We start from the raw sequence: 16,233 nt of genomic DNA, 5'->3' as shown, positions 1-16,233 counted from the left end.
TAATGAGCGTTCACGGTAAAGCAGTCATCTGCTCGGGGTCCGAAGGTAATTTTCAGATTTGTGCCGATAAGCTGTTCGTGCGGGCCTCTGGTTTTCTTTGGAACGTGGCCAAGGAAGGCAGCCCCATCGTCTACAGCAGCGACGCACAGGAAGGGAGTTTCACCGACGAAGATGGGCAGGTATTTGCCGTTCGGTCTGATGGTATCTATCGGTTGGATGCGGCTGATGTAAACGCCAAGGCACCTGCCACTGTTCAAGCCGATGAGCCGGTGAAGTCTGTCGCCTATGGGGATGTGATTCACACGGAAGACGAAAGCGATTATCCGGCGCTGCTGCACAGGCTAACGCGCGTAGATGGGCACCTTATATTTGAAATCAAAGAGCGCTACCTGAGTTTCGTGGGGCACGTGGGTGGGGTGTTCATATTCCATCGCTGGAGCCCTAAGGAGTTCTTTGCGGTCGGGGCGGATGGGCGCGAGCAACGGCTCTACCAGGCCGATGAACTGACCCACACCCAGTGCGTCGGCAATTGCATGCTGATGTCGGTTCAGCTGGCAGACGGCCAGGCCCGGTGCGACGTGTATGACCTGGGCAAGAGGGCAGTGGTCGATAGCTATGTTATCGACTCGGACAGCGACGGCTTTTCTACCCCCATAGAGATCAACGGCGCATGGACAGTTCTGTGGTGTGACGAATTGTTCTTGCTGGGCCCTGATGGCCTGACTCGAGTCTTCCCGGGCAAGAAGGTTCGGTCCTATCTGCCAGCGCAGGAAGGCGTATACGTATCGTTCGAAGAAGAACCTGTTCTTTATCTCTACGACACCGCGTTGTCGCACGTTCGCGCCCGTCTCCTTTCCCCCGCTGAAGGGTTTCGATTTGCGTTGTTGGAGGCGTTTGGCGATGGCTTGGCATGCTGCCTGTTCAACGCGGAGCGGATGAACGGCCTGGCGTATGTCCTGTACCTGACAGAAGCCCTGAGTGGCGATGCAGTTGATATCGAGTGTGAAGAGCGGCTGTTCGAATTTGAAAAGCGCAGCACTGGTGAGTCGTTTACCTGTGTCATCACATTTGCCCGCACTGTTCACTACGATGCGCTGGTTCGTCAGGCCCTCGCTGCGGTGGATGAGGCCTTCGGCTACTTCTCCGAGCGTAACCCGGAGACGCTGTTGTTTGATGGGCATGTCGACGTCGTGGTGGACGGTGGGGCGTTGAGTCAGGAGCAGAAGCGTGCGCTGACTGAGGGCTGCAATAAAATGGCGCAGCAGTATTTCTACCGGAACAGCCCCGTCACCGGTGACGCATTCAACGTCAGCGTTAACTTCAGCGAGTAAGTGAGCGGGGCATGTAATCTGTCCCGCTTATGACAGCTGTGGCCTTCGCCTGGATGGCTGACAGGGGAATAGACCCCAGGGTTCTGCTGTCCAGGCTGTTTTCCTTGTTATCACCCAGTACGTAGACATTGTCGGGCGTTATTTCGGCTATGCGCTTGATGACGTTGATCCCATGCATCTCCGGGTGGTCGAAAATTACGATATCCCCTTCGTTCAGTCGTGCAGGGTCATGCCACTTGTCGGCGATGACGACATCGCCCGGAAGCATCGTGGGTGCCATGGAGTTGGACGGAATGTAATAAAGCTCCATCCCCAGGGCCTGGGCCCGATAGGGGTGGAAGGCAAGAGGCACAAGAGCATTCAAGATACCGAGTGCCGCCCAGCCCAGGAGCCAAGTGGGCAGAGACAGGCCTTTATGCTTCGGCAGGCTGGCGCCATGAACCCAAGAGATGACGTGAGCCAGGGCCATCGCGGACAAACAGACAATTATTCCCGTTGTCGTTGTAATCGCTCTCGTTGCCGTCAGCAGTACGAGCGTCAATAAGCCTATTGCCGGGGCCAGCATCGCGAGGTACAGCCGGCCTCTATATAGGTAGAGGGCGCCCGGTATGCACAGTGACAGGATCAACTTCAGTGGTTTCAAGGTCGTGGCTCTTTTACAGAGTGCAAGGAGAGAATCCGGTGGCGCATCTTTCTGTCGGAACTCGATGTATTCATCATCACCCTTACCTAGTTTTGCCTTGTCTTGCCCGTTGATCGGGACGGCTCATCGTAACAACGGGGCCAATCGCTTCACATAGGGCAGCGCCACTCGTCGCGGCCCATCGGAACCACCCCACATTCCTCGCTTTCCCGCCCATTCCCGGGCACTTCATCTGTGATTTAATTGCACCGTGCCATCGCTCCCCGCCCGGGGGGCGGTGGCGCTCTAGGCTTTGGCAGGCCGGGACTCCGCCTGCTGTCCGTCGGCCTCCAACGCAATGGATTCTGCGATGCCCAGCGCCAGCCCTCTCGATCCCGTCGACTCCCCTGCCGAGGCCGTCAGCCTGCGTCGGTTGCCGTTCGCCTATGCCAAGCGCCACGGGGTGCTGGTCCAGGTCGGGGCGGATGGGGCGCGGCTGGTGTACCGGCCGGGCACGGCCCTGGCGGCGGTGGGGGAAGCGTTGCGTTTCGTCGGGCGGCCCCTGGCGTTCCAGGCGCTGGATGCGGCGGCCTTCGATGCCGCGTTGAGCGCGGCCTACCAGCATGATTCCTCGGCGGCCATGCAGATGGTGGAAGGGCTGGGGGACGAGCTGGACCTTGCCAGCCTGGCCGAACGGGTGCCGGAGACCGAGGACCTGATGGAGCAGGAGGACGATGCGCCGATCATCCGCCTGATCAACGCCATCCTTGGCGAGGCCATCAAGGAGAACGCCTCCGACATCCACGTCGAGACCTTCGAGAAGCGCCTCGTGGTGCGCTTTCGCATCGACGGCATCCTCCGCGAGATGGTGCAGCCCCGGCGCGAGCTGGCGGCGCTGCTGGTGTCGCGGATCAAGGTCATGGCCAAGCTGGATATCGCCGAGAAGCGCGTCCCGCAGGACGGCCGCATCTCCCTGCGCGTGGCCGGGCGCGAAGTGGACATCCGCGTCTCCACGCTGCCTTCGGCCAACGGCGAGCGCGTGGTATTGCGCCTGCTCGACAAGCAGGCCGGGCGCCTGACCCTGCAGCACCTGGGCATGAGCCCGCGCGACCGTGCGCAGATGGAAGAGACGGTGCGCAAGCCCCACGGCATCCTGCTGGTCACCGGGCCCACCGGTTCGGGCAAGACCACCACCCTCTACGCCAGCCTGGTGACGTTGAACAACGGCACCCGCAACATCCTCACGGTGGAAGACCCCATCGAATACAACCTGGAAGGCATCGGCCAGACCCAGGTCAACGCCAAGGTCGACATGACCTTCGCCCGTGGCCTGCGTGCCATCCTTCGCCAGGACCCGGACGTGGTGATGGTCGGCGAGATCCGCGACCGCGAGACCGCCGAGATCGCCGTGCAGGCCTCGCTCACCGGCCACCTGGTGCTTTCCACCCTGCACACCAACAGCGCCATCGGCGCCATCACCCGCCTGGTGGACATGGGGGTCGAGCCCTTCCTGCTGTCCTCCTCCCTGCTCGGCGTGCTCGCCCAGCGCCTGGTGCGCGTGCTCTGTTCCCACTGCAAGGAGCCCTACCAGGCGGACGCCGCCGAATGCGAGGTGCTGGGGCTCGACCCGGCGCAGCCGCCGACGCTCCACCGCGCGCGCGGCTGCAGCGAATGCAACCAGTCCGGCTACCGCAGTCGCACCGGCATCTACGAACTGGTGGTGTTCGACGACCACATGCGCACCCTGGTGCACAACGGCGCCTCCGAACAGGAGATGACCCGCCATGCCCGTACCAGCGGCCCCAGCATCCGCGATGACGGCCGGCGCAAGATCCTCGAAGGCTCGACCACGGTGGAAGAAGTGCTGCGCGTGACCCGGGAAGAATAAATGGCCGCCTTCGAATACATCGCCCTGGACAGCCGGGGCCAGCAGAAGAAGGGCGTGATGGAGGGCGACAGCGCCCGCCAGGTGCGCCAGCTGTTGCGCGACCGCCAGCTCGCCCCGCTGGATGTGAAACCCACCCGCACCCGCCAGGAATCGGTGGGCAGCCGCTGGAGCTTCCAGCGCGGGCTCTCGGCCATGGAGCTGGCCCTGCTCACCCGGCAGATGGCGACCCTGGTGCAGGCCGCCATGCCCATCGAGGAGGCGCTCGGCGCCGTCGCCGCGCAGAGCGAGAGCGGCCGGGTCAAGGCCATGATGCTGGCGGTGCGCTCCAAGGTGCTCGAAGGCCACAGCCTGGCCGGCGCCCTCAAGGAATTCCCCAGTGCCTTCCCCGAGCTGTACCGCGCCAAGGTCGCGGCCGGTGAGCACGCCGGCCACCTCGGGCCGGTGCTGGAACAGCTCGCCGACTACACCGAGCAACGCCAGCAGTCGCGGCAGAAAGTCCAGCTCGCGTTGCTCTACCCGGTGATCCTGATGTGCGCCTCCCTCGGCATCGTCGGCTTCCTGCTGGGCTACGTGGTGCCCGACGTGGTCAAGGTCTTCGTCAACACCGGGCAGGAGCTGCCGGCCCTGACCCGTGGCCTGATCGCCGCCAGCGACGTGGTCAAGCACTGGGGCTGGCTGATCCTGCTGGTGGCCGTGGCGGCCATCAGCGGCCTCAAGGCATCGCTGCGCAGGGACGCTGCGCGCCTGCGCTTCCACGTCATCCTGCTGCGCATTCCGCTGGTGGGGCGCCTGGTGCGCGCCACCGACACCGCGCGCTTCGCCTCCACCCTGGCGATCCTCGCCCGCAGCGGCGTGCCGCTGGTGGAGGCGCTGGGCATCGCCGCCCAGGTGGTGGCCAACCGCGCCATCCGCGCCAAGGTGGTCGTGGCCGCGCAGAAGGTCCGTGAAGGCAGCAGCCTGACCCGCGCCCTGGAGCAGACCGGCGAGTTCCCCGCGATGATGCTGCACATGATCGCCAGCGGCGAGAAGTCCGGCGAGCTGGACCAGATGATGGCCCGCACCGCGCGCAACCAGGAGAACGACCTGGCCGCCCGCATCGCCATGCTGGTGGGGCTGTTCGAGCCCTTCATGCTGGTGTTCATGGGTGCGGTGGTGCTGGTCATCGTCCTCGCCATCCTCCTGCCCATCCTTTCCCTCAACCAGCTCGTGGGGTAACCGCGTGAAATCAGGTCGTACGCAAGCAGGCTTCACCCTCATCGAAATCATGGTGGTGGTGGTCATCCTCGGCATCCTCGCCGCCCTGGTGGTGCCGCAGGTGATGAACCGCCCGGACCAGGCCAAGGTCACCGTCGCCAAGGGCGACATCAAGGCCATCGGTGCCTCGCTGGACATGTACAAGCTCGACAACTTCGCCTACCCCAGCACCCAGCAGGGCCTGGAGGCATTGGTGAAGAAGCCCAGCGGCAACCCGCAGCCGAAGAACTGGAACAAGGACGGCTACCTCAAGCGCCTGCCGGTCGACCCCTGGGGCAACCCGTACCAGTACCTGGCACCCGGCACCAAGGGCGCCTACGACCTCTACTCCTTCGGCGCCGACGGCAAGGAAGGCGGCACCGACGCCGATGCCGACATCGGTAACTGGGACAACTGATGGGGGGCGCGCGCGGCTTCACCCTGATCGAGCTGCTGGTGGTCCTGGTGATCATCGGCTGCCTGGTCAGCGTGGCCGTGCTCGCCAACGGCAATGCCAGCAGTGGCCGCGAGCTGCGTGACGAGGCCGAGCGCCTGGCGGCGACGATCGCCATCCTCGCCGACGAAGCGGTGCTGGACGGCCGCGAGTACGGCTTGCTGGTGACCGCCGAAAGCTACCGCGTGCTGGCCTACGACAACGCCTCCGGCACCTGGGCCGACGACGCCACCCGCCCGGAGCGGCGCCCCGCCGCCTGGATGCGCCTGAGCCTGGAGCTGGAAGGGGAGGCCCTCAAGCTGCCGGAGCCCAAGGCCAGGGAAGAGAGCCGCCCCGGCCTGGCCAAGGACGTGCCCGAGCAGGACACGCGCAAGGAAAAGCCCGTGCCCCAGGTGCTGATCCTCTCCAGCGGCGAACTCACGCCCTTCAGCCTGCGCCTGGAAGAGCGCCGCGCCGACGGCAACGCCTATGCCCTGGCCAGCGACGGCTACCAGCTGCCCAGCGCCGAGCAGGCCAAGGAGCGATGAGCATGCGCCGCGCCCGTGGCTTCACCCTGCTGGAAGTGCTGATCGCCCTGGCCATCTTCGCCACGGTCGCCGCCTCGGTGCTGACCGCCGCCAGCCGCAGCCTGATCGTCGCCGGGCAGCTGGAAGACAAGACCTTGGCCGGCTGGATCGCCGACAACCGCATCACCGAATTGCAGATCAAGCTGCCCACCCCGGGCGAGGGGCGCGAGGACAAGGTGCTGGAATATGGCGGCCGCCAGTGGGAGACCCACAGCGAGATCGAGGCCACCAGCGACAAGGGTCTGCGCCGCGTCACCGTCTGGGTGGCACCCAAGCCCGAGCGCGGCGGCGGTGCGCCGGTCAAGGAACGCTCCGTGTTCAGCCTCACCGGCTTCCTGGCGGTGCGTGGATGAGCCGGCAACGCGGCTTCACCCTGCTGGAGGTGATGATCGCCATCGCCATCTTCGCCCTGCTCGGCCTCGGCACCTACCGCATGCTGGCCACGGTGATGAAGGCCGACGAGGTGACCCGCGAGCACGAGAAATCCCTGCGCGAACTGGGTCGCGCGTTCGCCTCCATCGACCGTGACCTGGGCCAGGCGCTGCCGCGCGTGGTGCGCGATGCCTACGGCGACGAGCGCGGTGCCCTGGTCGGCGAGCTGGGCGCCACCGACGGCACCGCCGCCCTGGAATTCAGCCGTGCCGGCTGGCGCAATCCCCTGGGCAGCACCCGGTCCCAGTTGCAGCGGGTGCGCTGGCGTCTGGCTGGCTCGACCCTGGAGCGCGTCTATTGGTCGGTGCTCGACCAGGCCGTGGACAGCCCGCCGCGGGTGCAGAAGGTGCTCGAAGGCGTCAGCTCCGTGGAACTGCGCTACCTCGACGACAAGGGCCAGTGGCAGGAGCAGTGGCCGCCGAGCCTGGGCGATTCGGACCCGGCCAAGGCCCGCGGGCGCCTGCCGGTGGCGGTCGAACTCAAGCTGGAGCACCGTCACTACGGCGGGCTGACGCGGCTCTACCGGTTGCCGGAGATGGGCATTGAAGAGCAACCCGGCGACGGTGGCACCCCTCCCGACGACGACAGGAAACCGCCCCCCGAACCCAAGCCCGACGCCGGCCAGGAGAAGGGCGCATGACCCGCCAGCGGGGCGTCGCCCTGGTCACCGTGCTGCTGGTGGTCTCCATCGTCACCGTCATCTGCGCGGGGCTCATCCTCCGCCAGCAGCTGTCGATCCGTGGCGCCGCCAACCGCGTCGCCATCCAGCAGGCCTGGCACTACGCCTTGGGCGGCGAGGCCCTGGGCCAGTCGGTGCTGCTGCGCGACCTGAAGAAACCCGGCAGCGACCCGCGCGCGCCAATCGACCACCCCCTGGAGGACTGGGCCCGGCCACTGCCGGTGTTCCCCATCGACCAGGGCGAGATCGGCGTGCACATCGAAGACCTGGCCGGGCGCTTCAACCTCAACAGCCTGGTGCAGGGCGACAAGGTGGACAAGCTCTCCGTCGAGCGCTTCAACCGCCTGCTGCTGCGCCTGAAGATCGAGAAGCCCTACGCCGACCGCCTGGTGGACTGGCTGGACAAGGACCAGGAGCCCAGCGGCGAATACGGCGCCGAGGACAACCAGTACCTGCTCGCCCAGCCCCCCTACCGCACCGCCGGTCGCGAGCTGCAGGACGTCTCCGAGCTGCGCCTGCTGCTGGACATGACCGAGGAGGACTACCGCCTGCTCGCCCCCTGGGTCTCGGCATTGCCGGCCAGGGTGCCGCTCAACGTCAACACCGCCAGCCCCCTGGTGCTCTCCTGCCTCGCCGACAACCTCGACCCGGCCGCCGCCCAGTCGCTGCTCAGCGGCCGTGGGCGCGAAGGCTACACCGACATCCGCAGCTTCCTCGACCAGCCGGCCATGGCCGGCACCGGCGTGCGCGCGGCGGGCCTGGCCGTGGGCAGCGCCTATTTCCAGGTGCGCAGCGAGGTGCGCCTGGGCGAGCGCAAGGTGGTGTTGCTCAGCACCCTGCAGCGCGACCCGAAGGGCGTGGTCCGCGTGCTCAAGCGTGATCTCGGGCAGCCGGGCTACCTGGCCCAGGCGCCCCTCGAACCACAGGAAGAATGATCATGGATTGCCTGTTCATCCCGCCCGCTGGCGGGGCGGTCCTCGGCCCCGCGTGCCAGGTGCACTGGCAGGAGGCGAGCGGAGAAGGCCGCAGCCTGCCGCTGGCTGAATGCGCGGCGCTGCTGCAGGGGCGGCCGGTGGCGCTGGTGCTGCCCATGGAGGCGGCCAGCGCCTTCGTGGTGGGCCTGCCGACCCAGAAGGCGCGGCTGATGCACCAGGCGCTGCCCTACGCGGTGGAAGAGATGCTCGCCGAGGACGTGGAGCTGTTCCACCTGGCCCTGGGCGCGCAACTGGCCGACGGCCGCTACCCGGTGCTGGTGCTGCGCCGTGCCCAGCTGGCCGCCTGGCTGGAGGAACTGGAGGACTTCGGCGTGAAGGTCGCCGCCATCCACCTGGACGCGGACCTGCTGCCCCGTGATGGCGAACAGCTGCTGGTGATCGGCGAGCGTGCCCTGCTGGGGGGAGCCTGCGAGACGCGCCTGGCCTTCCCCTTCGCGCACTGGCCGGCCCTCGGCGCCCTGTGCGCGGCGGATACCCTGCCGCGGCGAGAAGACGAGCCCTACCGCCTGCTCGCGGCCGGCCGCGCGGGTGCCATCGACCTGGCCCAGGGCGAGTTCGCGCCGCGCAGCGATAACCGCGCCTGGACGGTGTGGCGCCCGTTCGCGGCCCTGGCCGGTGTCGCCGTGGTGCTGTTGCTCGCCTTCAACCTGGTGCAGGCCTGGTTGCTGGAGCGCAGCGGCGATGCCTACGTCGAATCCAGCCATGCGCTCTATCGCCAGCTGTTCCCCGAGGACAAGCGCATCGTCAACCTCAAGGCCCAGTTCGCCGAGCACCTCAGCCAGGGCACCCGCGTGCAGGGCGGCTTCATCAGCCTGCTGGACCAGGCCTCCAGCGCCATCGCCGAGGCCCAGTCGGCCCTGACGGTCACCAACGTCGACTACAGCCAGACCCGTGGCGACCTGGCGCTGCAGGTCCGCGCCAAGGATTTCTCCGACCTGGAGAAGCTGCGCAAGCGCCTGGTGAAGGCCGGCCTGAGCGTGCAACTGGGGTCGGCCAGCCGTGAGGAAGGGGGCGTGACCGCCCGCGTGGTACTGGGAGGTGGGGCATGAACGCACTGACGGAGGTCGGCACGCGCCTGCGCGCCGGGCTGGAACGATCACCGCTGTGGCAACGCTGGCAGCACATGCCCCCGCGCGACCGGATGGCGCTGGCGCTGCTGGGGGGCTTCCTCGCCCTGGTGCTGTTCTACCTGGCGGTCTGGTCGCCGGTGGCCGCCCGGGTCGAGCGGGCCCGCGCCTACCAGCAACAGCAGCAGGCGCTGTTCACCTACATCCAGGCCAACGCCGGGCAGGCCCGCCGCCAGGCCGCCAGCGCCCGGGTGGAGCTCGCCCCCGACCAGCTCCAGGGCCTGGTCACCAGCACCGCGCAGAAGCAGGGGCTGACCCTGGAGCGCTTCGACAACGAAGGCAACGGCGGCCTGCTGGTCACCCTGACCCAGGCCTCGTTCGAATCGATGCTGAAGTGGCTGGCCGAGCTGGACAAGCGCGGCGTCACCCTCACCGAGGCCAGCCTCGACAAGGTGGCCACCGGCAAGGTGGATGCGCGGCTCACGCTGATGGTGGCGGGGCAGGGCGGCTGATGGTGGCTCCCGTCGGGTAGCTCTTGCCATCGAAGGCAGTTGTAAGCATCTGGTTTACAACTGCCTCTTCAGCCCGCTCTGCATCAGCAATGATGGTTTGGGCATGCTTGCCATGTTCCATTCTCTACCTTCGAGAGGGCGCGGTGGGTTGTCAGGCCGTCGTACTGCCATTGCCGCGTAGCTGAGCATTCATAGCCGCTGACGATCTTCCTGCCACCCCACTCGATGTTGCGCACACAACGGCTGTGACGCGGTTACGGGGTGCTCCGGGCGCTGCGTAACCGGGGCACGCTCGTGGCGCCGGCTGGTCAGTTCCCCGCCGACACCCCGCGGTCGATGGCCATGTCGGCCCCGGTGATCGAGGCGGCGGCCGGCTGGCAGAGGAAGTAGGCCAGCTCGGCCACTTCGGCCGGTTGTATGAAGCGCGCGTCGGCGCCTTGCGGGTACTTGGCCAGCAGTTCGCGGTAGTAGCCCTGTGGATCGCCGTTGCCGTAGCGCTCCGCCTGGAACTTCAGCATCGGCGTCTCGATGTCGCCCGGGGAGACCGCATTGCAGCGCACGCCGTCGGGCGCGAGGTCCAGCGCCAGCGTCTTGGTCAGCAGCGTGACGCCGCCCTTGCTCGCGCAGTAGGCGGCCGCGTTGCGGTTGCCCTGGCGGCCGGCGTCGCTGGAGATGTTGACGATGCAGCCCCGGCTCTGGCGCAGCGCCGGGATGGCGGCCGCGCACATGAAGAAGGTGCCTTTCAGGTTGACGTCCAGGACGAGGTCGAAATCCTCCTCCGAGCAGGACTCGACCGGGCCCTCACGCCACACGCCCGCCGCGTTCACCAGTGCATCCAGCCGTCCCGTCGCCGTGATGGCGGCCCCGACCACCTCGCGGCAGGCGCCGGGCTGGCGGATGTCCACGGCCAGGTGGCCGGCCAGGGGCCGTTCGCTGGCCAGGGCCTGGAGCGAGGGGGCGTTCTGGTCGGTGGCGAACACACGCCAGCCGCCCTGGATGAAGCGTTCCACCAGCGCGCGGCCGACGCCGCCGGCGGCGCCGGTGATCAGGACTACGGGATTCATGGGCTGTTCTCTCGCATGGCTAAGGGCTGTGCTCAGGGCGCCTTGTTTTCCACGAGGCAGTTGCCGCCGTCGACCACCAGCACTTCGCCGGTGATGTAGCTGGCCTCGGGCGAGGCGAGGAAGGCCACGGCCGCGGCGATCTCCTCGGGGCGGCCGGCCCGGCCGATGGGGACGAACTGCGCCGCATGCTGCTCTTCGGGCGTACTCGAGGCGGTGGCGATCCATCCCGGGGCCACCGAGTTGACGGTGATGCCCTCCCGCGCGACTTCCAGCGCCAGCCCCATGTTCATCCCCAGCATCCCGGCCTTTGCCGCGCTGTAGGCGGCCTCGCCCGGGTTGCTGCCCCGGGTCCCGGTGGTGGAGCTGATGTTGACGATGCGGCCGTAGCGACGGGCGCGCATGCCCGGCAGCACGCCCCGGGTCAGCAGGAAGGCGGTGGTGAGGTTGCGCGCGAGCGACAGGTTCCACATCTCCAGGCTCATGCCCGCCACCTCGGCGAAGGGTTCCGGGCTGCCCTGCATCGCCATGCCGGCGTTGTTCACCAGGATGTCGATGCGCCCCCACAACCCTTGCGCCCAGGCCAGGAGCTCGTGCACGGCGGCTTCGTCGGTGAGGTCCGCAGCCTGCCCCTGCGCGTCGAACCCCTCCGCACGCAGCTCGGCCACCCGGTCGGCGATGCGCGCGCTGCTCGCGGTGACGATCAGCTTCGCGCCGGCACGCCCCAGGCGGCGTGCGATGGCCATGCCGATCCCCGATTCGCTGCCGGCCCCGCTGACCAGGGCCACCTGGCCCATCAATGCTGGTTCGGACATGGTTGCTCTCCCGCATGGCTGTGTTGAGCTGGAAGCTAAAGGTGTTTAGCTGATAGAAAAAGACAACCGTTATCAGCAGAACTGACAACCCCATGGCCTTTAGCAGCGAATCCCTGAAAGTCTTCCTCGCCGTGCTGGATGCCGGCTCGTTCTCGGCGGCCGCCAGGGCCCTGGGGCGCGTGCCGTCGGCGGTCAACATGGCGATTTCCCAACTGGAGGCGGAGCTGGACCTGGAGCTGTTCGACCGCTCCTCCCGCCGGGCGCTGCCGACCGCTGCGGCCAGGGCGCTGGAGCCCCAGGCGCGGCAGGTGGCGGGCCAGCTCAACCTGCTGGACGCGCACGCCCTGCAGCTGCATGCCGGGCTCGAGCCGCGCCTGGTGCTGGCCATGGCGCCGGAGCTGCAGAGCGGCGCCTGGAGCCAGCCGCTGTCGACGCTGGCGCGTGAGTTCCCGACGCTGGAGATCGAAGTCCGCTCCGCTGCCCAGGCCGATGCCACGCGCATGCTGCATGAAGGCAGCGTGCAGCTGGCGCTGGTGTTCGAACGCCCGGGGATCGATGAGCGCGAGGCCTTCGTCGAGGCGGGAAGCCAGTTGCTGGCGGCCGTCGCCGCGCCTGGTTACAGCCAGGCGGCGCTGAGCGAATCCCGCCTGGCCGAGCTCCGGCAGATTGTCGTCGCGCTTGGCGACCCCAAGGCGTCGGACCCGCAGATCGTGCTGTCCCACAGAGTCTGGCTGACCGACAGCTACCTGGCCACGCTGGGCCTGGTGCAGGCGGGGATCGGCTGGGCCTACCTGCCCCAGCCGCTGGTGCAGCCGCTGATCGCATCCGGTGCGCTGGAGCACGTCGCGTTCGCCGACATGGCCAACCAGATGCGGCTGTGGGTCGATGTCGTCTGGCTGAAGAACCGCCCGCTCGGGCTGGCGGCCCGGCGCTACCTGGAGCTGCTGCGCGAGCAGACCCGCGCCGAACCGGGCCGGGCGTGAGCCGCCGCGATGCGCGCGCCGAACGGCGGAAACGAAAAAGCCCGCGCGAGGCGGGCTTTCCGGGAGCCGCGACCGTCATGGGACGGTCGGGACATCGATCTGGCGCATCCGGCGGGATTCGAACCCACGACCCCTGCCTTCGGAGGGCAGTACTCTATCCAGCTGAGCTACGGATGCTTGAAGAGGCGCGCAATGATACCTGCAAGGGCTGCCAGCGTCCACGTTGGCACGAATGTTCGTGATTTCGAACGAAAATGACGCTCGTGCTCGATTCTGCACAGTAAAACCTGCAAAATTTTCCCTTTTTCGTCTGTTTTATCGAACAGGCTATTGCCCTTTACCCCCTCTGGCCCTAGGATTCGTTTGAGATTTCAAACGCCCCTTGCAAACGCCAAGTCAGGCCGTTCCAATCGGATCCCCCTCCTGGCCAATCCCGTGTTGGCCGAACAAAAACAACGTGCCCCCGGCTCCTTGTAACCGGTGTGAAGGAGACAGCGATGCAATTGAAAGATGCCACCCTGTTCCGCCAGAAAGCCTATATCGACGGCGCCTGGCTGGACGCCGACAGCGGCCAGACCATCAAGGTCAACAACCCGGCCACGGGCGAGATCCTCGGCACCGTGCCGAAGATGGGCACCGCCGAGACCCGTCGTGCCATCGAAGCGGCCGACAAGGCCCTGCCGGCCTGGCGTGCGCTGACCGCCAAGGAGCGCGCCAACAAGCTGCGCCGCTGGTATGAGCTGATGATCGAGAACCAGGACGACCTCGGTCGCCTGATGACCCTCGAGCAGGGCAAGCCGCTGGCCGAAGCCAAGGGTGAGATCGCCTACGCCGCCTCCTTCATCGAATGGTTCGCCGAAGAAGCCAAGCGCATCTACGGCGACGTGATTCCCGGCCACCAGCCGGACAAGCGCCTGATCGTCATCAAGCAGCCCATCGGCGTCACCGCGGCCATCACCCCGTGGAACTTCCCCGCCGCGATGATCACCCGCAAGGCCGGCCCGGCCCTGGCTGCCGGCTGCACCATGGTGCTCAAGCCCGCCTCGCAGACCCCTTACTCCGCCCTGGCCCTGGCCGAGCTGGCCGAGCGCGCCGGCATCCCCAAAGGCGTGTTCAGCGTGGTCACCGGCAGCGCCGGCGAAGTGGGTGGCGAGCTGACCAGCAACCCCATCGTGCGCAAGCTGTCCTTCACCGGCTCTACCGAGATCGGCCGCCAGCTGATGGCCGAATGCGCCCAGGACATCAAGAAGGTGTCCCTGGAGCTGGGCGGCAACGCGCCCTTCATCGTCTTCGATGACGCCGACCTCGACGCCGCCGTCGACGGCGCGCTGATCTCCAAGTACCGCAACAACGGCCAGACCTGCGTCTGCGCCAACCGCCTGTACGTGCAGGACGGCGTGTACGACGCCTTCGTCGAGAAGCTGAAGGTGGCCGTGGCCAAGCTGAAGATCGGCAACGGCCTGGAAGAGGGCATCACCACCGGCCCGCTGATCGACGAGAAGGCCGTGGCCAAGGTCCAGGAGCACATCCAGGACGCGGTCAGCAAAGGCGCCAAGGTCGTCTCCGGCGGCAAGCCCCACGCCCTGGGCGGCACCTTCTTCGAGCCGACCATCCTGGTCGACGTACCGAAAACCGCCGCCGTGGCCAAGGAAGAGACCTTCGGCCCGCTGGCCCCGCTGTTCCGCTTCAAGGACGAGGCCGAAGTCATCGCCATGTCCAACGACACCGAGTTCGGCCTGGCGTCCTACTTCTACGCCCGTGACCTGGGCCGCGTGTTCCGCGTGGCCGAGGCGCTGGAGTACGGCATGGTGGGCATCAACACCGGCCTGATCTCCAACGAAGTGGCGCCCTTCGGCGGCATCAAGGCCTCGGGCCTGGGTCGTGAGGGCTCCAAGTACGGCATCGAGGATTACCTGGAGATCAAGTACCTCTGCCTCGGCGGTATCTGATTGGGAGCTTGTCCGGCTCGACCGTTCGTAGCGAGGGGAAGACCGGTTTGAGACAGGTTTTTCGAGTTTCTGAGGAGAATAGCGAGCTATTTGACGAGGGAAATCGGAAAAGATGGCCAAAGCCGGCTTTCACGCAGTAGAACAGTGTCGGGCCCGGCAGGCTCCCCTAGACGGGGCAAGGCGCGAAAGAGCGCGCGGCGCCCCAGCGGTACCCATGAACCACATCGAGCCTCCGGCAGGCCCGCGCAGTCGATCATCGAATGCTGCGCTGCAACCTGCCGGGGGCATTCATCCTTGAAGCTGCGCCGCCCGATGAGCGGCCGTGAGGAACCCATGAGCAAGACCAACGAATCCCTGCTGCAACGCCGTGCCGCCGCCGTCCCCCGTGGCGTGGGCCAGATCCACCCGGTCGTCGCCGAGCGCGCCGAGAACGCCACCGTCTGGGACGTGGAAGGTCGCGAATACATCGACTTCGCCGGCGGCATCGCCGTGCTGAACACCGGCCACCTGCACCCGAAAGTGGTCGCCGCCGTCCAGGAGCAGCTGACCAAGCTGTCCCACACCTGCTTCCAGGTGCTGGCCTACGAGCCCTACATCGAGCTCTGCGAAGAGATCGCCAAGCGCGTACCGGGTGACTTCGCCAAGAAGACCCTGCTGGTGACCTCCGGCTCCGAAGCCGTCGAGAACGCCGTGAAGATCGCCCGTGCCGCCACCGGCCGCGCCGGCGTGATCGCCTTCACCGGCGCCTACCACGGCCGCACCATGATGACCCTGTCGCTGACCGGCAAGGTGGTCCCGTACTCCGCCGGCATGGGCCTGATGCCCGGTGGCGTGTTCCGCGCCCTGGCGCCCTGCGAACTGCACGGCGTGAGCGAAGACGACTCCATCGCCAGCATCGAGCGCATCTTCAAGAACGACGCCCAGCCCCAGGACATCGCCGCGATCATCATCGAGCCGGTGCAGGGTGAAGGCGGCTTCTACGTCAACTCCAAGCCCTTCATGCAGCGCCTGCGCGCCCTGTGCGACCAGCACGGCATCCTGCTGATCGCCGACGAAGTGCAGACCGGCGCCGGCCGTACCGGCACCTTCTTCGCCACCGAGCAACTGGGCGTGATCCCGGACCTGACCACCTTCGCCAAATCCGTCGGCGGCGGCTTCCCCATCTCCGGCGTCTGCGGCAAGGCCGAGATCATGGATGCCATCGCTCCCGGCGGCCTGGGCGGCACCTACGCCGGCAGCCCTATCGCCTGCGCCGCGGCCCTGGCCGTGCTCAAGGTGTTCGACGAAGAGAAACTGCTGGAGCGCAGCCAGGCCGTGGGCGAGCGCCTCAAGGCCGGCCTGCGTGAGATCCAGGCCAAGCACAAGGTCATCGGCGATGTCCGCGGCCTCGGCTCCATGGTCGCGATCGAACTGTTCGAAGGCGGCGACGAGAGCAAGCCGGCTGCCGAGCTGGTCGGCAAGATCGTCGCCAAGGCGCGCGACAAGGGCCTGATCCTGCTGTCCTGCGGCACCTACTACAACGTCATCCGCTTCCTGATGCCGGTCACCATTCCCGATGCGCAGCTCGACAAGGGCCTGGCCATTGTCGCCGAGTGCTTCGACGAACTCGCCTGAGGCTCACCAGCCAGGCGTACTTGAGACCCGCT

Annotated in this window: 16 protein-coding genes and 1 tRNA gene; 13 read left to right on the top strand and 4 right to left on the bottom strand. The window is 67.0% G+C overall.

Annotation, left to right across the window (positions count from 1 at the left end; genetic code table 11):
- The first annotated feature begins 2 nt into the window (after positions 1–2).
- Entirely contained in the window at positions 3–1,331 is a 1,329-nt protein-coding gene (locus tag PHLH3_RS29550; RefSeq protein WP_213627247.1) for a hypothetical protein, read from the top strand.
- Here the strand turns inward: PHLH3_RS29550 and PHLH3_RS29545 are convergent.
- Positions 1,321–1,974 (bottom strand): S26 family signal peptidase, encoded by a 654-nt coding sequence (locus PHLH3_RS29545; protein WP_213627245.1) that lies wholly within the window; start codon positions 1,972–1,974, stop codon positions 1,321–1,323. The two genes, PHLH3_RS29550 and PHLH3_RS29545, sit on opposite strands and share 11 nt — an antisense overlap.
- 349 nt (positions 1,975–2,323) lie before the next feature.
- Between PHLH3_RS29545 and gspE the strand changes: the two genes are divergently transcribed.
- From gspE to PHLH3_RS29500, 9 genes are read left to right on the top strand one after another with little or no spacing between them, the layout of a single operon-like run.
- A complete protein-coding gene (gspE, locus tag PHLH3_RS29540; protein ID WP_213627243.1) occupies positions 2,324–3,841 on the top strand; it encodes a type II secretion system ATPase GspE in 1,518 nt (505 codons plus the stop codon).
- Positions 3,842–5,056, top strand: a complete 1,215-nt coding sequence (gene xcpS / locus PHLH3_RS29535) for a GspF family T2SS innner membrane protein variant XcpS (RefSeq protein WP_213627241.1) — start codon at positions 3,842–3,844, stop codon at positions 5,054–5,056.
- Between the two features lie 4 nt (positions 5,057–5,060).
- Positions 5,061–5,492, top strand: coding sequence for a type II secretion system major pseudopilin GspG (gspG, locus tag PHLH3_RS29530; protein ID WP_175384289.1), 432 nt, complete (start codon positions 5,061–5,063; stop codon positions 5,490–5,492).
- Positions 5,489–6,055, top strand: a complete 567-nt coding sequence (gene gspH / locus PHLH3_RS29525; RefSeq protein WP_280527465.1) for a type II secretion system minor pseudopilin GspH — start codon at positions 5,489–5,491, stop codon at positions 6,053–6,055. Before gspG ends, gspH begins: the two co-directional genes overlap by 4 nt.
- Entirely contained in the window at positions 6,052–6,447 is a 396-nt protein-coding gene (gene gspI, locus PHLH3_RS29520) for a type II secretion system minor pseudopilin GspI (protein WP_111261372.1), read from the top strand. The genes gspH and gspI overlap by 4 nt, the downstream gene beginning before the upstream one ends.
- Positions 6,444–7,166 (top strand): type II secretion system minor pseudopilin GspJ, encoded by a 723-nt coding sequence (gene gspJ / locus PHLH3_RS29515; protein ID WP_213627238.1) that lies wholly within the window; start codon positions 6,444–6,446, stop codon positions 7,164–7,166. The genes gspI and gspJ overlap by 4 nt, the downstream gene beginning before the upstream one ends.
- Positions 7,163–8,140 carry a type II secretion system minor pseudopilin GspK gene (gene gspK / locus PHLH3_RS29510; protein WP_213627236.1) on the top strand — a complete coding sequence of 326 codons (978 nt, stop codon included), beginning with the start codon at positions 7,163–7,165 and terminating at the stop codon, positions 8,138–8,140. Before gspJ ends, gspK begins: the two co-directional genes overlap by 4 nt.
- Positions 8,141–8,142: 2 nt before the next feature.
- A complete protein-coding gene (gene gspL, locus PHLH3_RS29505; RefSeq protein ID WP_213627234.1) occupies positions 8,143–9,249 on the top strand; it encodes a type II secretion system protein GspL in 1,107 nt (368 codons plus the stop codon).
- Positions 9,246–9,779, top strand: coding sequence for a type II secretion system protein M (locus PHLH3_RS29500; protein ID WP_213627232.1), 534 nt, complete (start codon positions 9,246–9,248; stop codon positions 9,777–9,779). The genes gspL and PHLH3_RS29500 overlap by 4 nt, the downstream gene beginning before the upstream one ends.
- 308 nt (positions 9,780–10,087) lie before the next feature.
- Here PHLH3_RS29500 and PHLH3_RS29495 read toward each other — a convergent pair whose 3' ends face one another.
- Positions 10,088–10,843 carry an SDR family oxidoreductase gene (locus PHLH3_RS29495; RefSeq protein ID WP_213627230.1) on the bottom strand — a complete coding sequence of 252 codons (756 nt, stop codon included), beginning with the start codon at positions 10,841–10,843 and terminating at the stop codon, positions 10,088–10,090.
- Between the two features lie 32 nt (positions 10,844–10,875).
- Positions 10,876–11,655, bottom strand: a complete 780-nt coding sequence (locus PHLH3_RS29490) for an SDR family NAD(P)-dependent oxidoreductase (protein WP_173179468.1) — start codon at positions 11,653–11,655, stop codon at positions 10,876–10,878.
- A 92-nt stretch (positions 11,656–11,747) separates the two neighbouring features.
- Between PHLH3_RS29490 and PHLH3_RS29485 the strand changes: the two genes are divergently transcribed.
- Entirely contained in the window at positions 11,748–12,638 is an 891-nt protein-coding gene (locus tag PHLH3_RS29485; RefSeq protein ID WP_213627228.1) for a LysR family transcriptional regulator, read from the top strand.
- 100 nt (positions 12,639–12,738) lie between these two features.
- On the opposite strand, the gene PHLH3_RS29480 is transcribed toward PHLH3_RS29485, so the two are convergent.
- Positions 12,739–12,815, bottom strand: a tRNA-Arg gene (locus tag PHLH3_RS29480).
- A gap of 320 nt (positions 12,816–13,135) precedes the next feature.
- On the opposite strand from PHLH3_RS29480, the gene gabD reads away from it, so the two are divergent.
- The gene (gene gabD / locus PHLH3_RS29475; protein ID WP_111263943.1) at positions 13,136–14,587 is read left to right on the top strand and encodes an NADP-dependent succinate-semialdehyde dehydrogenase; all 1,452 of its coding nucleotides are present in this window, start codon (positions 13,136–13,138) and stop codon (positions 14,585–14,587) included.
- A 333-nt stretch (positions 14,588–14,920) separates the two neighbouring features.
- Positions 14,921–16,201 (top strand): 4-aminobutyrate--2-oxoglutarate transaminase, encoded by a 1,281-nt coding sequence (gene gabT, locus PHLH3_RS29470; protein ID WP_111263944.1) that lies wholly within the window; start codon positions 14,921–14,923, stop codon positions 16,199–16,201.
- Positions 16,202–16,233 lie beyond the last annotated feature (32 nt).

The sequence above is a fragment of the Pseudomonas sp. Pc102 genome (assembly GCF_018408275.1).
In the GTDB taxonomy this organism is placed as follows: domain Bacteria; phylum Pseudomonadota; class Gammaproteobacteria; order Pseudomonadales; family Pseudomonadaceae; genus Metapseudomonas; species Metapseudomonas tohonis.
The sequence above is the reverse complement of the archived record's forward strand: the minus strand, read 5'-3'. Positions and strand labels throughout refer to the sequence as shown.

What these genes read in the sequence shown, in the direction of transcription:
- PHLH3_RS29550 (WP_213627247.1), top strand. Translation starts at nt 3, where the DNA reads ATGAGCGTTCACGGTAAAGCAGTCATCTGCTCGGGGTCCGAAGGTAAT.
- gspE (WP_213627243.1), top strand. Translation starts at nt 2,324, where the DNA reads ATGCCCAGCGCCAGCCCTCTCGATCCCGTCGACTCCCCTGCCGAGGCC.
- xcpS (WP_213627241.1), top strand. Translation starts at nt 3,842, where the DNA reads ATGGCCGCCTTCGAATACATCGCCCTGGACAGCCGGGGCCAGCAGAAG.
- gspI (WP_111261372.1), top strand. Translation starts at nt 6,052, where the DNA reads ATGAGCATGCGCCGCGCCCGTGGCTTCACCCTGCTGGAAGTGCTGATC.
- gspJ (WP_213627238.1), top strand. Translation starts at nt 6,444, where the DNA reads ATGAGCCGGCAACGCGGCTTCACCCTGCTGGAGGTGATGATCGCCATC.
- gspK (WP_213627236.1), top strand. Translation starts at nt 7,163, where the DNA reads ATGACCCGCCAGCGGGGCGTCGCCCTGGTCACCGTGCTGCTGGTGGTC.
- gspL (WP_213627234.1), top strand. Translation starts at nt 8,143, where the DNA reads ATGGATTGCCTGTTCATCCCGCCCGCTGGCGGGGCGGTCCTCGGCCCC.
- PHLH3_RS29500 (WP_213627232.1), top strand. Translation starts at nt 9,246, where the DNA reads ATGAACGCACTGACGGAGGTCGGCACGCGCCTGCGCGCCGGGCTGGAA.
- PHLH3_RS29495 (WP_213627230.1), bottom strand. Translation starts at nt 10,843, where the DNA reads ATGAATCCCGTAGTCCTGATCACCGGCGCCGCCGGCGGCGTCGGCCGC.
- PHLH3_RS29490 (WP_173179468.1), bottom strand. Translation starts at nt 11,655, where the DNA reads ATGTCCGAACCAGCATTGATGGGCCAGGTGGCCCTGGTCAGCGGGGCC.
- PHLH3_RS29485 (WP_213627228.1), top strand. Translation starts at nt 11,748, where the DNA reads ATGGCCTTTAGCAGCGAATCCCTGAAAGTCTTCCTCGCCGTGCTGGAT.
- gabD (WP_111263943.1), top strand. Translation starts at nt 13,136, where the DNA reads ATGCAATTGAAAGATGCCACCCTGTTCCGCCAGAAAGCCTATATCGAC.
- gabT (WP_111263944.1), top strand. Translation starts at nt 14,921, where the DNA reads ATGAGCAAGACCAACGAATCCCTGCTGCAACGCCGTGCCGCCGCCGTC.